Here is a 16255-nt window from a genome sequence, read left to right on the forward strand (position 1 = left end):
ACTTTTAAGAAATTATAGCCTGTACCTCACTCCCAATAAATAGGATGTTTTAAAAATATCTTGCTGCACAAAAATCTCCTTGCCTGGCTTGTCCTGAAATGGAAGGGCATTGGTGTTTTTAGCAGAATTGTAATAAGGATTTTTTATAAAATACCTTGTATGCTCGTTGGTGAGGTTTATTATTTTACCATATACTTCTACCTTTTTTACTATCTTTTTTGTAAACGAAAAGTCTAGCTGGCCAAAAGGTGACTGCCAAGTATCCAAATTGTAATAAGAATTTACCAATTGTATGCGCTCGCCCGTATAAACATAAGCCAACTGCATGTCCAACCCTAGTTTATTATTATCCTTGAACAACAACGATACATTGCCAATATGTTGGGCTTGCCCTTGTAATGGCCTTGTTTGGTTAACAGAATCTGTCCTGCTTCCACTAAGTGCATCAATAGTAAAATAATTTTTACTGGTAGTGGTAGCGCTGTGCGTGTAGGTATAGTTGGCACTTATGCCAAACTTGCCTAAATAGTGTACTATTAAAAATTCTAACCCTGCATTGGTAACATTGCCCACATTGGTAGGTGTTAAGATATTCGTTCCTGGGGATGAAGTATTACCCGTTATATTAGAGTGGCTGAACGTAACCTCTATTGGATTGTAAATCTTTTTTACAAAAGCTCCTATCAATAACTGCCCAGCCCCTTTTTTGGGATATATTTCAAAGCGTATATCATAGTTATCCGCAGTAGTGTGTTTTAAATAAGGGTTGCCTTGTTGCGCATAAGCTTCTGTTTCAGACGCAGGAATTAAGGAAGGAAGTATTTCGGCAAAAGACGGCCTTATGAAACTCCTAAAATAAGATGCCCTAATGCTTTGGCGGCTATTAAGGCTATATTTCAAATGCAGGCTTGGCAAGAAATCATAATAATAAATATGCCCATACTTTGTAGTCAATATAGGTATAAGGTCGGTAGTATAATGTTGGTCGGTATTCTCGAAGCGTACACCACCCAATATCTGCAAGTTAGTAGTTGCCATAAACTTAAATTGCGCATAAGCAGCGGCAACGTCTTCGGTTATGGAAAAGTTACGGGCTGTACCTGTGGTACCAGATGCAGGATTGCTATTTGTTGGGTTAAACTGGTAATGAAAAGAATCTAAATCTGTAATAATTTGCGCACTATTGCCAGAAACCGACAATGAGTAGGTTCTATAAAAGTTCTCCCTTGTTTTTTCACGGAACATGCCGCCAAAACCAAACTCAACATCCCTATGGGCAATATTTCTTTTTAGAGTCAAATTAATATACCCAGCAACATCTTGGTCTTTATTATGCGACCAAGTGTGCTTTAAAGAAGCCGGCTTGCCAGAGTCGGCAGGATAATACTGAATAGGAAACCCCGGTTTTTGGTAACTAGCATCGTACCCGTAAGATGCCAAATCTGGTTGCTGCTGCTTGGCTAATGAATAAGTTGCACTCCAATCCAACATTACCCTATTGGCCAACTTGTGCTCACCATGTAAAGTGGTGTTGTAAATAGATTGTATGCGCCAACCTGTTCTTGTACTGTAAGAAACAGCTCCCGGGGTTGCATTTACATCCGTATCCCCTTGTACCCTTGTTTGAAATTCGTCCAAGTGTACAAACAAATTGTACAAGGAAATTTTGTTTCGATTGTTGATGATGTAGTCGAACTTGTTGTTTAATGCAAACCGCTTTTGCCCTGTGGAAATGGTATTTTTAAATACCTGATCCAAAACAGGATAGTTATTGATAGTTGCGCCACTTACACCATAAGCATTACCAATAATTCTGGATCCAGGATATTGGGTAATCAATGTTTGGTCAGTACCGCGGAAAAAGCTTTGATAGCTAAGGCTCAATACAAAACCCAGTTTTTTATGGAAATAGCGGTTGCCAAAAGTCAGTCCTGTTTGAAGGTTAAAAGGCTGTTTCCTAGGTGTAAGTTTCAAGTTGTTTGTAGTGAAGGAAGAGTCTGTAGCATTACCGCCATTTGTTAATTCATAAGGCGATTTTTTATTGATGCCGCCATGCGGGAAGGAAGCATAAGGGCGGTCGTTGAACAAGGTATTGCCACCACCCGCAGCAAAAACCCTGAATTCTTCTTTGTTGGGTGCATCCTTCATTACCAGGTTCATCACGCCACCAATGGCATTGCCTTCCATGTTAGGCGTTAATGCTTTTACCACTTCCAGCCTTTGCAAAATATCCGAAGGGAATAGGTTCATAGGCACATACCTAAACCTATCATCAGGGCTGGGGATGGGTATGCCATTGATTAGGGTAGTATTGTACCGCTGATCCATACCACGGATAATGGCATATTTGCCCTCGCCACTGCTGCTCGACTGAAAAGAAACCCCGCTCATCCGTTGCAAGGAATTGGCAACAGTAACATCAGGCGATAACTCAATGGTTTTGGCAGACATCACATTTTCCAACGCATCATTGTTTTTTTCTATCCTTCTAGCCGAATTGTCCGATTCTTTATTGCCGTTGGTAGTTACCTGTACTTCATCCAATTCGCTGGTAGCTTCTTCTAATGATTGACCGATAACTACTACATCATTTGGCGTTTTAATACGCACATCGGCAATGGCAACAGTTTTATAACCTGTGAATATTACTTTTAAATGGTAACTCCCTACGCGTACATTCTTAAAAGTATAGGAACCATCTAGGTTTACATTGGTGGTTATTTTCTTTTTGCCCCCTTCCAGCACCACAGTGGCGCCTACCAATGGCTCGCCCGTTTTACTATCAGTTACTTTTCCTTTTACAATACCTGCAAAAACAGCCGTTGAAAAAACAATACATCCTAGAAGCAACCAAAGCCTTGTGTAAAACTGGGGCATTTTATTTAAAATTTCGGCGAAAGTATTGGTAAGGCTTGTGCAAATAATGCCATTTGCAAATGGTAACAATTTGGTAATAAGGGGATGAGGGATTGTTACTGCCCACCAGATAAGCAAGGCCTTTTTGGTTTTAAAGCACGCAACTTCAGTTGTTAATATAGTTTCAGTTTTTGCCAATTTGAGGTCATTTTTCTATGCTAGCGTTTTTCAAAACTCATGTACTTTAATGTAACCCATTGATTTTCAACAACATTTTCAATTTTTCATGCGTATTTTGTGCGTATTTTGTGCTTACTTTATGCTTACTTTATGCGTGTTTTGTGCCTATTTTATGCTTATTTTGAGCGTATTTCTGCTCACTTTTTGAGCATAAATTCAAACCCTTGTTTTGGCAAAAACTACTATTTTAATATTACATAAAAAAGAACTACGATTTGGTTTTCGGTAATTTGTCTACGTTGCTTCGCACCATCCGTTACGCCAAATATTGGACAAAGATATACTAAATTTATTAGCAGTTTGAAAAGTTATTATTGCAGGGCAAACGCATCAAAATTTAATCTGCCCCTAATTGCCTACTTTATTCAAAAATACCTCTTTTCAGTCCTTTTGCCTCGTAGCCGGCGGGCTTCGTCCTGGCAACGCCACTCTATTTTATCTTTTGAAAAAAATATGCTGCGCATTTTTTTCAATTTTGGCTGTGCCAAAACCGGATAAAATAAGGTGTCTTATGCCAGGACTGGTGTCAAACTCTAAGATTCGAGCAAAAAGAATTTTGATGCGTTTACCCTGGTTATTATTGATGGCAGGGTAAATTTGCTTGTGGGATATTGTTGGATTTATTTTGGACTCGGTTCGTGAGGATACGAACCGGGGCGGAGGCTATGGAGTGAATATATAAATAAAACAACCCGGGTTTTGCAACGGAGGCATATTACCTATCATCATTGCAAAAAACCGGGTTGAAACTGCTGATCTTTTCTTATAAATTGAAAATGCTAATTACATTTTAATGACTTCTTTTACTGTCTTATCTGTACCATTTTGCAAAACAATAAAATATGTGCCTTTTTGCAATGGCTTCATGTCAACCGATAATTGGTTGCTGGCAAGTTTAGCACTGTGTACTAGTTTTCCGTCTGTGTTATAAATGTTCAGGCTGGCATCTTTAGCAAGCTGTTTATCTAGTTTCACAGTTAGTAAATTGCATACTGGATTGGGATACAAATGGTAAACAATTGATGGCACGGCAGCCTCTGCAGCAGCAGCATTCCTTAACGAAGCAACAAACACTTGATTGGTAATGACAACCAATTGGGGCATGTTGCTACCATTTTCCTTGCTGTAAAAATCGGTACCAATATTGTTGTTGGTTATAGGGTCTTTTATACATACACTGGCCAGTTTATCCCCTGCGGCTTGGTTTACAATATAGCCCGTAATATCAAAGTCAACGTAGCCTAATCCTGTAATACTATCTGTTACTAAAGCTGTGCTGTTGTAAGCAGGCTTATTGTTGTAGGTAATGGTGCTTTCGCCCCAGGTATCATCTGCAACCGAATAAATGGAGCGAGTACTGTTGGCCTCTTTGCTCTTTACATATAACCTTATGCGGGCACCTGTAATATTTGCCGGAAGGCTGGCCAAATTAAAACGAAGATACCCTTCCCGATACCCTAACCCTGATGTGCCGGCTTTGGTAACGATAGAAGTAGCCGTGCCAAAATTAGTGTCTGCATTTGTGCCCCCCTGCACATAAGCATCTGCCACTGGCGTAAGTGTAGTAGTAGCAGGTGCCAAGGAATACGTAAGCGTGCCGTAGCCAAGCTGGTCGTACCCGCCACTATTTGGGTCATAATGCCCGCCGCCACCTTCTGGCCTTACTTTGGCGGCATATTGTGTGGTATATGTGGCTGGCAAGCCCTTGCGGTTTACATAGTGGTTATACACCATTTCCCAGCAATCTCGCAAAATACCCCTGCCCGTAGCAGCAATAATGGTTTGGTTTACATTATCGCAGTTATTGTAGGTAGTATAAGGTACTACGTTGTTGGTATCTATATTGTATTTGGCAATGTACTCGCACCCTTTAAAAAACTTGAAGTCGTTATAGCCATATAAGTCTGTGCCATTGTTCCAAGCCATTTCGCAAATAGGCCCCATTAGCGATACACCCAGTGTATTATGCCCTTGGTCCCGGCCACTTTCCTGCCATTGCCCTAGGTTGCCTGGGTACACCCGCCATACAGCACTGTCTATGCAGCCATTGCCATTACCTGTTTTAAAATAATTAACGGCTTCGTTGTATTTGTTTACGCTATCGCAAAGGATACCAATAGCCATGATAGATGCCATGTTGCACAAATCCCAGTTTGCCCAATAGTGGGTAACACAAGCACCATTATGGGTAGTAAGGAAAGTATGGTTCATTGGGTAAAACACCGTAAGCATCATTGTTTTGAAAGTATTGAAATTAGCCGTGGACCAACCGCTATAGCCACGCATAATTTCTGCCACATTGGCTATTTGATAGCCATAAATACCAGCGGCCAAGTACTTATCTGAGGTGCCTGTGATTACTTTTAGCGTGGAACCCCAGCCATTCAGTATTTGCACGGCTTTGTCGGCACAGGTAGTATTTCCAGATACTTGCCAACGCAAGGCATTGGCATAAGCAGCTGCAATATCATTGTACAATTTATTATAGTTTTCAGGATACCCTGTTCCCCTATAAACGGTGTCTTTTGGCCCCTGCATGGTATAGGTGGAGGAAGAATGGGTATTGGCAAGCAAAGCGTGCCAGCCAGACAACCAAGGCTCGGTACTATCTGCCACCATTGTTTTCATGCGGTTGAAATCAGACTGCTTGTGCATGGCACAAGGGTGGGAGAAAGTTTGTGCCTGTATTGTTTGGCAGCACACTAGGCATAGTAAAAAGAACATTTTTCTAAACGTAACAATAGAACTAGTATTATATTTTTTCATATTTAGGCAAATTGATGGTGAAGTATTTTTTATTCTTTGATTGATTATGGGCATAACTATAACATGCCCTGTTTAGGGCAAAACCACAAATGACCAATCTATAATTGACTTCTAACAGGGGCAATACGGTTGCTTATCCCAAATAGCAAGCATCGGCAAAACAATATAACAGGAGAATATGGAGGCACTTGGCTTGGGCATATTACCGCATCGTATTAAAGCTAGGGCGGGCGAATATCTTTCATATTGGCAAATCGTTTTTATTAAAAAAAAGGCAGCAATATTTTCTTTCCTAAAAAGCACAATCGATTAAGCAAAATAAAAGTATAATTTTGATTTAAACAAAAAAAAATTTAGAAAGGATTTAGTATAAGTAAAAATGGAATGAACCCCGCAATTAAGGTTCATTCCATTTTTTAGCTTTGCATTGTTTTCCACTTAGAAGCAGCAGCAATAATTAACCCGGCTTTTGCAGTTGAAATCTATTACAAGCCCCAACTACTTCAAACACAAGCATTTGCTTGATTTTTTGGCCTTGCCATAGTTCACTATGTTTTCGACCAAAAATTCGGCTCAAATACTTGTCTTTATTGCATTTGAACCTTTCATAACGAAGTCAACTGCAAAATCCGGGATTAATTAGCTCATCACTACTTATCCATTCTTATTTCCACATCATACCCCGCTGGCAACATACCACTATTGGCCTTTACAAATACGCCGCCTGACATATACTGCACCCCAAGCCCTCCTTTCCTTGGCATCGCGATAGTAATTGCTGCATCTGCCGAATAATACCAATGTCCTTCACTTTGCACCAACCCTGCGGATATATCTTTACCCGATACTGACTGAATCTCATAACCCCCATACCCTATCAACTTACCTTTACCCAAATACAAAGCAACCACTCCTCCTTTCTGCTCCGAAATCACTCCAAACAACCCTTTAAACCCCATATCAAGTATAGTATGCAAACTATCATCTATTCCATACAAGACGGTTTCTTTCCTGCCCTGTAAATCCTTGTTCAATGGCTTGCTTTCTATTTGCAACGCATTGAAACCAGCACTAGCCGCAAGGCTTTTAATTGTATTGATAGATTTATCATTGCCGCTATACGGCTCAAACACAGTTACAAACGGCGTTTTCCACGCATTGCTACCCGTTTGCCTTACTATAATGGCATGGGTACTATCCGGCACGGCATTTACCTTGTTGGGGGTTACGGAATAAATGTTACTGGTATAAGGGGCAATCAAATTATACAGTTCTCGGCTCTTTGCACCTAGCATCCACATATCCATGGAGATAGTTGGGTTGGTTTTGGTGATGGTCCATGTGGCTTTTAAATCATTATCCAACGGTGCTTTTGTTACATCCCTGAAATAAGAATAGGCTTTGTTGTACTTGTTGCCTAAATCAGTAGTAGGTGCAAAATCCAACTTACTGCCGTCCCCATTGCTGAACGAAAGGTTATTACCTAGGTTATGGTAGAGGTAGTCGTTATCATTCAAATCTGACCTAAAAATATCTACATAAAAACCTGTGGTTGCCGAAGTCCGCACCATGGCTACCATCCTGCGTTTTTCGCCTGCCGATACATCGGCAAAGGAAACATTCTCGGAAATGTGTTTGTTGCTGGTAAAGCTGCCGCTATCTACAGCAGGTTCCATGGCATTTATTTTTATTGCCCCAGCCGTATAACCCGGCAAAATAGTATTACTACCTGTAGCCGACTGGTGGTAATTATAATCGTCTGACCAATAAGACTCATAACCAGCCGCATCTGGTGACAATGCCCAGCCCTTTCCATACAACTGCATGGCCAAGCCATTTGGTGACAAATGCAAGTTCCTGTGGTACCCTCCATACAAGGTAAACATCAACCCATTAGTAGTATCGTTCCCATTTTTCATGGTGATATGCCTATGGACTTCCGAGTAAGCCGCACGGGCATAAGGGACAATAGTTTTTGTTGCTTTTAATGTTGCCAAGTTGTAGCATAAGCCTTTCCATGAATCCTTGCCCCGGTCGTATTGTTTGGCATCGATACCTTGCTGTATAACAGCCGATATCCTAGCTACACCGGCCGTATCGCCCACCCATTGAAAATAGGTAAGCAGTCGTTCAAAAGCCGTGTAGTTGCCGGGGCCGCCACGCATATCGCCAAACAATACCATATTGCCCCTAGCATCTAGCCAAGGGATAATGGCAAGGGTAGATTTCTGTATCATCGGGTTGCTGCCAATGGTGTTTACCCCGTTTTTATAAATAGGCAAGGCCATTTCCAGCACCGAGGCTATTGTACCCAGGCCATACCCCGGTGCCTCACCCCATAGGCCCGTTACCGGGCTGTAGGCTCTTAAAATATCTGGCAGCGCATCGTGGTATTTGGTGGTGTTGTCCGTATAAAACTTGAGGTAGTATTCCCTACCCTTGCCATCGGGGTAGAAGCTATTGGTTTCCAAAGCTAGGATGCCCGGCATCATTATATCCCACCCATTTACGTTCCAGTTGCCTTTGTTGCCCCCACGCACCATGCCAATTTCCACAAAGCGCTTGAATACTGTAGCGGCAATTGTTTCCAAAGGCTTGCCAATAGCCTTCATAGCCTCGCTAGGGTGGGCTTTCAGATAGCCGAACAGCAAATCGTATGTTGGCACTGCCTCAAAGCAAAGGTTGTCGTGTATTTGCTCATAATCGTAATAGCCCATGATGCCACCCGGTGCATAGCCGCCTGGGCCACCACTGCGGTGGCTTGGGTCGAGCGGCGGTTCCATATAATAGGTACCTATAAGCCATGTGTTAAAAATATCAGTGGCAAAGCGGGCGTACTTCTCATCCCCTGTTACCCAATATACAAAAGCGGCACGCTGGGCGAGGTTTAGTATTTCGGCATTGTTGCCCCTTATGAGGTGACCGCTCTTTTTGTAGGATACCAGCACAGGCTTGTAAGAAGGTGATTTTTTACTCACTCCGAGCATATCGCCCGATTCGTTGAAAGGAATACGGTCTTCCAGCGGCACATTGTTGTATTCGTTCCAGGTACGCATACCCGGAAGGCGCACTGTAGGTACGGGGGCATTGCCCTCGCCATAGTCCCATGTTTCGTTGTTTATATAGCATTGGGTATAGTGTTGCCCCGGCTTCCAATACATGGCAAGGCGAGAAATAATCCATTGAGGGTCTTTCTCGTGGATGGATACGTATTTGTCCACCGACTTTTTTATGCCTTCCAAAGATTCTTTAGCCCATGGGTAGTTCTGTATTTTTTGGAGAATGGCGGGCTTGTCTGCATCTTGTACATATACCTGTGGGTGCTGCGCTACGCAAACACTACAGAAAAAAAATGCCAGTAAAGCCAAAACGGTTTTCTTATAGTCCATCATAAAAGCAAGCTTATTTTGCAAAATAAAGAGATAGACTGGATAATTGCATAAACGTTTAATCAGAAATTCGTCTGAACCTTTGATTTACGTTGATTATTTTGCTTTATTGATTTTATTGAAGTAAAGGGATAAAGAAATCCACAAGTTTCAATATTCCTCGAGTAATCTCTATGGGTTTACCTTTTGCAGGAAGGCAAGCACTTTAGGGAAAGCATCCTCAAAAGTGGCAGGAGATGAAAGGGTATGCCCTATGCCTGGGTAGGTATAGAATTCGTGCTGTACGTTGCTTTGGGATAGTTTGGCATCTAATGTATTGGACTGCGTAATGGGTACTATGGTATCGGCAGTTCCATGCAGAATAATAGTTGGGGGCGAAGATGCTCCTACATAGTTTACAGGGGAGGAACTATTGTATAAGGTAGGATTGGAGGTGGGTGTTCCATTCATTAAAAAAGACAAGCCTAAAGCAATATTAGACTTATTGGCAGCATAATACTTATAGAGACCAACCATATCGGAAACCCCTGCAAGGTCTATGGCAGCATGTGTAAGGGATGGGTATTTATAGGCCTGTAAAAGAGCGAGTAACCCTCCTGCACTTTCGCCTAGGAGTACCAATTTACTAGTATCGTATTGGTAATTTGTATTGTGGCTTAGAATATATTCGAATGCCTGTTTTACATCTGCTTCCTGTGTAGGGAAAAGATTGATACCGCCAAAAGTAGCGAGACGATAATTGATATTTATAAAAGCGTAATTGCTTAGGTGGCTGGTGAAGGAATCTACTAAGAACCGTACATCTGATTTGTCACCGGATGTCCATGAACCACCATGTACTAAGACCATTATTTTGGTTGTATTCAAACTTCTGCCTGCGGGGAGGAAAATATCCATTTGTTGTAGGCTGTCTGTGCCATAACCTACTGCGAGTAAAGTTGTTTTAGCATTGGGATTGAGTGTTGTGCCGGTATCAGTTGATTTTTTGCAGGATTGCAAAAACAAAACAGCAAAAAACAAGATGATACAAAATGATGTATTCGTTGGTTTGTGATTTTTATTCATTAAAGGATTTTTTCAGTAGAAGTGCGCAATCTGTTCAGTATAACAATTATGGCGAAATGCCAATTCATATACCGTAACTAGTTCTTACATTGTAAAGGTACAAATTTTACTAAACCCTACCTTAAATTTGAATAATTAATGAGCAGAAATAACCTATTACTTAATTTTAATGTACGTTATGAAATACGACATTGTATTACTAAGATTTTCTCTTGGGCATAACTAAACTATCAGCCGGATAGGCCGATTTAATGCTATCCCTTACTGTATTGCACCAAGTAAAAAATACTTGTTTTTCGTTATCGGTTATTATGGCGTCTTTATGTATAAGGGTATAGCTGCCTAAGGGCATATCCCCACCTTTTACTTCATCTATACATTCGTCTAATGTTTTGTATTGCCGAGCTATACGATAAGTGGTAAATTCATCAAAATTCAAATGTCGCTTACCCTCCTTAATATGGTTGTGCAGCCACCACGCTACTGGTTGTATATTGTTATACCAAGGATAACGGGTAGTATTGCTATGACAATCGTAACAGGTTTTTACCAAGATTTGCTGTACATCTTCCGGAACAGGATATGCTTTACTAATATGATACCCTGATGGAGCCGCTGCTATATTTTTAGCCGGATGAAAAAATTGTATCACAATAATTGCTACCAACAAAACCCAGCTTATACATTTGAATATCTTTTTCATAGTACTAAGTTAAAGATGAAAGAACATATCTAAGTTATTATTCCATGATTGGCGAAAAAGAGTAAAGGCATCGCCATATAGTTTTACTCCAATTTTGCTGTTGATACCTTATGACCACTGCACACATTTAATAAAAGACCTCAAATGTGTGAATCATGCAATTCTTTCCATTAATCTTGTAACATCCCACACACTGCTTGCATAGACCTTTACCTTATATATTGGCAAGGTATAGTCCTTGTTAAAATGAATTTCCCCATCAAATTCAAACATTACCATGGAAGCAGCAACCACAAATACCGAAACTGAAATTTTATCCCCAGAATTGCTCCGGCAAATGGATGCGTACTGGCGGGCGGCCAACTACTTGTCAGTAGGGCAGATATACCTATACGCCAACCCCTTGCTGAAAGAACCCCTGAAATTAGAGCATGTAAAACCACTGGTGGTGGGGCATTGGGGTACAACGCCTGGGCAAAATTTTATCTATGTGCATTTGAACAGGGTTATCAAGAAATTCGATTTGGATATGTTCTACATCTCTGGCCCGGGTCATGGCGGCCCGGCACTGGTGAGCAATGTATATCTAGAAGGCACATGGAGCGAGGTGTACCCCAATATTACGCAGGACGAAGCGGGCTTGCGAAAGCTGTTCAAGCAGTTTTCTTTCCCTGGGGGTATTTCTAGCCATGTGGCACCGACCACGCCCGGTTCCATACACGAAGGGGGCGAGCTAGGCTATTCACTCAGCCATGCTTTTGGCGCAGCGTTCGACAATCCCGGCCTTATCGTGGCTTGCATAATAGGCGATGGAGAGGCGGAAACTGGGCCATTGGCCACGGCATGGCATGGCAATAAATTCCTAAACCCTATAAGCGATGGGGCGGTGCTGCCCATACTGCATTTGAATGGCTACAAAATAAGCAACCCCACATTGCTTGCGCGCATAAGCCATGAGGAGCTGGAACAGTTTTACAGGGGCTGCGGCTGGTCGCCCTATTTTGTAGAAGGTGATGACCCTGCAACCATGCACCAACTAATGGCTGCTGCGATGGAAAAAGCCATTGAGGAAATATTGCAAATACAAGTGAGGGCAAGAAGCAATAACGATAGCCAAAGGCCAATATGGCCAATGATTATATTACGGTCGCCTAAAGGATGGACTGGCCCAAAAATAGTAGATGGCTTGCCGAATGAAGGCACTTTCCGTTCGCACCAAGTACCTTTGCTGGTAGATGCCGAGCATCCAAACCATGTGGCAGAATTAGAAAGCTGGATGAAAAGCTATAAACCTGAGGAATTATTTGACGAAAATGGGCGGCTATTAGCGGAGCTGGCCGAGTTGGCACCCAAGGGAAACAGGCGGATGGGGGCTAACCCACACGCCAATGGCGGCATGTTGCTGCAAGACCTGCACATGCCAGACTTCCGTGCACATGCGGTTGCCGTCACTTCCCCCGGAGGAGTGATGGGGCAAGACACGACGATATTGGGCAAATTTTTAAGGGATGTGGCCAAGCTAAACCAGCCCCACCATAATTTCAGGTTGTTTGGGCCCGATGAAACGCTTTCCAATATGCTGGGTGCAGTTTTTGAAGTTACCAACCGCCAATGGGAAGCAACGGAAGAAATTAACGATGAGTTTTTAGCCCCGGAGGGGCAAGTGGTAGATTCTATGCTGAGCGAACACCAATGCCAAGGCTGGCTAGAAGGCTACCTACTTACAGGCAGGCATGGCCTATTTAATAGCTACGAGGCATTCATCCGCATAGTAGATTCTATGTTTAGCCAACACGCCAAGTGGCTAAAGGTTACATCAGAGCTGCCTTGGCGGCGGAAAATTGCATCGCTCAATTACCTCCTTGCATCGCACGTTTGGCAGCAAGACCATAATGGGTTCACGCACCAAGACCCCGGCTTTTTGGATCATGTAGTAAACAAAAAAGCCGATGTGGTAAGGGTGTACCTGCCGCCAGATGCTAACTGCCTGTTGTCTATTATGGATCATTGCCTGCGCAGCAGGCATTATGTAAACGTAGTTGTGGCGGGCAAGCACCCGCTGCCCCAATGGCTTACCATAGAAGCCGCCATTATCCATTGCACAGAAGGCATTGGTATATGGCAATGGGCCAGCAACGACCAAGACGCTGAACCCGATGTAGTGATGGCTTGCTGTGGCGATACACCTACTTTGGAGCTATTGGCAGCAGTTTCTATATTGAGGCAGCACATGCCCGACCTTAAAATAAGGGTAGTGAATGTGGTGGACCTTATGAAACTGCAACCCCATACAGAACATCCCCATGGGCTAAACGAAAAGGACTACGATTCTATTTTTACCAAAGACAAGCATATTATTTTTAACTTCCATGGTTATCCTTGGTTGATACACCGCTTGGTTTATAGCCGTGCCAACCGCAACCTGCATGTAAGGGGTTATAAGGAGGAAGGCACTATTACAACCCCTTTTGACCTTAGGGTACAGAACGATATTGACCGTTTTCACCTAGTGATAGATGTGGTGGACCGCTTGCCGCAACTGGGCAGCAAGGGGGCATACCTAAAACAACAAATGCAGGACAAACTGATAGCCCACAAGCTATATGTGCATGAACATGGCAGGGACATGCCAGAAATATTAAACTGGAAATGGGCACCACATGGATAAGCAACTATTGATAAACACCGCAAACACATTGATGGCTGGCACTAAAGGCTTGCTGGCAATGGACGAAAGCAACGGCACCTGCAACAAAAGGTTTGCCCAGTTAGGCATACCACAAACCCCCGAAGCACGGCGCGACTGGCGGGAATTGATTGTAAGTACCCCTAACCTTGGCGACTGCATCAGTGGTGCTATTTTGTACGATGAAACCATACGCCAACAACAAAAAGACGGCACGCCTATTATCAAAGCAATTATTAATGCAGGCATAATACCTGGCATTAAGGTAGATACAGGCGCAAAACCAATGGCAGGCCACCCCGGTGAAAAAATAACCGAAGGGCTGGACGGTTTATGTAAACGATTAGCTGAGTATGCCCAAATGGGTGCGCGATTTGCCAAGTGGCGTGGGGTTATTACCATTGGGCAAGGCATCCCAAGCGGTGCGTGCATAGAGGCTAATACGCACGCCCTAGCCCGCTATGCCGCCCTTTGCCAAGAAGCAGGGATAGTGCCGATAGTAGAACCAGAAGTATTAATGGAAGGTAGCCATAATTTACAGCAATGTTTTGAAACTACAGAAGAAGTGCTGTACAATATTTTTAACCAACTTTACAAGCAAGGCATTTTGCTTGAAGGGATGATTCTAAAGCCAAATATGATAATGCCGGGGTTAGAATGCCCTACACAGGTTAGTACACAAGAGGTAGCAACTACTACTGTTCGATGCCTGTTGCAGTCCGTTCCCGCAGCGGTTGCTGGCATTGCATTTTTATCGGGTGGGCAAACTGGTGAAATGGCATCTGCACACCTGAATGCCATGCACCAAAAAGACATGCCGCAACTGCCTTGGCCATTAACGTTTTCCTTTGCCCGTGCCATACAGCAACCCGCTATGACAATATGGAATGGGCAAGAGATCAATGTAAAACCTGCACAAGAAGCATTGCTTCAACGTGCAAAATGCGACCAATCAGCAAGGATGGGAGTGTATAATGAGGATATGTAAGTAGTGGACTAAAAGTAATATACACCAATGATTAAATGATTTGATTAATTTTAATGATGGAAGCCCTTGATTTTAAAGTGTTTTATTAAAATCATTTTCGCAAACCATTTTCTGATGAGTATAAATTCGTGCCTTTGTGAAAAAATAACCCCTTTTTAAGAAAGGCCTATTTCTTTTTGCCAAAAATCACTAAATCGACCACTAAATTATCAGAAAGTACCATGCTGCTGCCGCCCACATTAAAATCACGGCGGTTTAGCTTAAAGCTGCCTTTTAGCACAATGCCGCCTTCCTGCTGGGTAACGGTAAAAGGGAAATTGATTTCTTTTGAAACACCTTTAATGGTTATAATTCCAGTTACAGCCAGCTCGCCAGAGGCCGATTTTGTTATTTTATACGATATAAAGTGCAGGGTGCTGTACTTGGCAGCATCAAAATATTCGTCCTTTTTTAAATGCGTATCCCTTTTGCCGTTGCCTGTGTTCACGCTATTGGCATCTACACTTACATTAAAGGTAGATACAGTGGGATTGTCTGGAACATAATTAATACTCCCCCTTAGCCCTGTAAAGCTGCCATCCACATTAAAACCAAGGTTTTTAATGACAAATTTTACAGATGAACCATTGTCGGCGGGCGTATAGGATTGCGCAATGGCAAAAGAGGCAATAAGCAAAGAAGCAAATAGGGTAATCGTTTTCAGCATGGATTATTTATTTGAATAATTAGTGTTAACTGTTGTTATATATGACAATCGTTTGTATGTAGTTGTTGCATCAAAGAAGATAAGAAATACCAATACCAAAATTATTAGCCTTGTTCCTAAACCGGTAGATAGCCGTTCCGTCTGGGGCAGTTTGATGCAAAGTGGTTGTTTTATACTCTGTAAATAAAAATTGATAGATAGCCCTGATACTCCAGTGGCTATTTAGTTGATATTTTAAGAAAAACTCAGAGTTCAGGCTTCCCAGGTCGTTATCGCCAGTAAGTAACAGGTTAAATGATGATGGCTTGGCAATGGGTTCTATTTGGGTATTGCCATTGCTGGTAAAAATGGCCGATGAACTTCTGCCTGCTGTAAAGCCTACTAGGTCAATATTAGTGCCGCCGCTAAGCCGTTTGTTGAAATGGTAACCAAAGTTGAGCGTAACATTAAACGAAGTTGTAAGTGGCCGCTGCACGGTAAGGGTATCCCAGTTCTCCGTTTTTTGAGGGGCTACCACAACAGCAAAAGGGGTACTGGTACCTCTGGTTAGTTTTGCTGGGCCTGCGGTTGTAAAATCTAGCTTGGTGCCAAAGTTGGTAGTAGCCCTTGCCCCTAATCCTATCTCCCATTTCTGGTATTTGCCTAGCTTCCAGTTATATACATAACTTGCAGCGGCACTTCCTTGCGAGTTGCCAACAGTTGCTGCAATGTCAACAAATTGATTCTTTGCTTGCACTGCCGCTTTTTGCTGTGAAAAACCAGCATACACTATAGTCAACCCAATTAATAAGCCAATAACCCTATGCTTCATTTTTTTGTATTTATAAGGAAAACGTGGGCAAAAAGTTTTCCTTAC

9 protein-coding genes are annotated in these 16255 nt (G+C 42.4%); 2 read left to right on the plus strand and 7 right to left on the minus strand.

The window, feature by feature from the left end; translation table 11 throughout:
* Positions 1–12: 12 nt before the first annotated feature.
* From ACHFIY_RS10765 to ACHFIY_RS10785, 5 genes are all read right to left on the minus strand, one after another.
* A complete protein-coding gene (locus ACHFIY_RS10765) occupies positions 13–3054 on the minus strand; it encodes a TonB-dependent receptor (RefSeq protein WP_410846098.1) in 3042 nt (1013 codons plus the stop codon).
* An 825-nt stretch (positions 3055–3879) separates the two neighbouring features.
* Positions 3880–5862, minus strand: a complete 1983-nt coding sequence (locus tag ACHFIY_RS10770; protein WP_410846099.1) for a CBM96 family carbohydrate-binding protein — start codon at positions 5860–5862, stop codon at positions 3880–3882.
* A 650-nt stretch (positions 5863–6512) separates the two neighbouring features.
* The gene (locus ACHFIY_RS10775) at positions 6513–9254 is read right to left on the minus strand and encodes an endo-acting ulvan lysase-like protein (RefSeq protein ID WP_410846100.1); all 2742 of its coding nucleotides are present in this window, start codon (positions 9252–9254) and stop codon (positions 6513–6515) included.
* A 168-nt stretch (positions 9255–9422) separates the two neighbouring features.
* Positions 9423–10316 carry a prolyl oligopeptidase family serine peptidase gene (locus ACHFIY_RS10780; RefSeq protein WP_410846101.1) on the minus strand — a complete coding sequence of 298 codons (894 nt, stop codon included), beginning with the start codon at positions 10314–10316 and terminating at the stop codon, positions 9423–9425.
* A 199-nt stretch (positions 10317–10515) separates the two neighbouring features.
* Positions 10516–11019: a heme-binding domain-containing protein gene (locus ACHFIY_RS10785; RefSeq protein WP_410846102.1), complete on the minus strand. Its 504-nt coding sequence runs from the start codon at positions 11017–11019 to the stop codon at positions 10516–10518.
* 277 nt (positions 11020–11296) lie between these two features.
* Here ACHFIY_RS10785 and ACHFIY_RS10790 point away from each other — a divergent pair, with 277 nt between their 5' ends.
* Both ACHFIY_RS10790 and ACHFIY_RS10795 read left to right on the plus strand, forming a co-directional pair.
* Positions 11297–13687, plus strand: coding sequence for a phosphoketolase family protein (locus ACHFIY_RS10790; protein WP_410846103.1), 2391 nt, complete (start codon positions 11297–11299; stop codon positions 13685–13687).
* On the plus strand, positions 13680–14693 hold the full coding sequence (locus tag ACHFIY_RS10795; protein WP_410846104.1) for a class I fructose-bisphosphate aldolase: 1014 nt from the start codon (positions 13680–13682) through the stop codon (positions 14691–14693). The genes ACHFIY_RS10790 and ACHFIY_RS10795 overlap by 8 nt, the downstream gene beginning before the upstream one ends.
* A 166-nt stretch (positions 14694–14859) precedes the next feature.
* Here ACHFIY_RS10795 and ACHFIY_RS10800 read toward each other — a convergent pair whose 3' ends face one another.
* On the minus strand, positions 14860–15399 hold the full coding sequence (locus ACHFIY_RS10800; RefSeq protein ID WP_410846105.1) for a YceI family protein: 540 nt from the start codon (positions 15397–15399) through the stop codon (positions 14860–14862).
* A 70-nt stretch (positions 15400–15469) separates the two neighbouring features.
* Positions 15470–16210: a hypothetical protein gene (locus ACHFIY_RS10805; RefSeq protein WP_410846106.1), complete on the minus strand. Its 741-nt coding sequence runs from the start codon at positions 16208–16210 to the stop codon at positions 15470–15472.
* Positions 16211–16255: the final 45 nt, after the last annotated feature.

The sequence above is a fragment of the Parasediminibacterium schistidii genome, from assembly GCF_046546515.1.
GTDB lineage: Bacteria > Bacteroidota > Bacteroidia > Chitinophagales > Chitinophagaceae > Parasediminibacterium.

What these genes read in the sequence shown, in the direction of transcription:
- ACHFIY_RS10780 (WP_410846101.1), bottom strand. Translation starts at nt 10,316, where the DNA reads ATGAATAAAAATCACAAACCAACGAATACATCATTTTGTATCATCTTG.
- ACHFIY_RS10800 (WP_410846105.1), bottom strand. Translation starts at nt 15,399, where the DNA reads ATGCTGAAAACGATTACCCTATTTGCTTCTTTGCTTATTGCCTCTTTT.
- ACHFIY_RS10775 (WP_410846100.1), bottom strand. Translation starts at nt 9,254, where the DNA reads ATGATGGACTATAAGAAAACCGTTTTGGCTTTACTGGCATTTTTTTTC.
- ACHFIY_RS10805 (WP_410846106.1), bottom strand. Translation starts at nt 16,210, where the DNA reads ATGAAGCATAGGGTTATTGGCTTATTAATTGGGTTGACTATAGTGTAT.
- ACHFIY_RS10795 (WP_410846104.1), top strand. Translation starts at nt 13,680, where the DNA reads ATGGATAAGCAACTATTGATAAACACCGCAAACACATTGATGGCTGGC.
- ACHFIY_RS10785 (WP_410846102.1), bottom strand. Translation starts at nt 11,019, where the DNA reads ATGAAAAAGATATTCAAATGTATAAGCTGGGTTTTGTTGGTAGCAATT.
- ACHFIY_RS10770 (WP_410846099.1), bottom strand. Translation starts at nt 5,862, where the DNA reads ATGAAAAAATATAATACTAGTTCTATTGTTACGTTTAGAAAAATGTTC.
- ACHFIY_RS10790 (WP_410846103.1), top strand. Translation starts at nt 11,297, where the DNA reads ATGGAAGCAGCAACCACAAATACCGAAACTGAAATTTTATCCCCAGAA.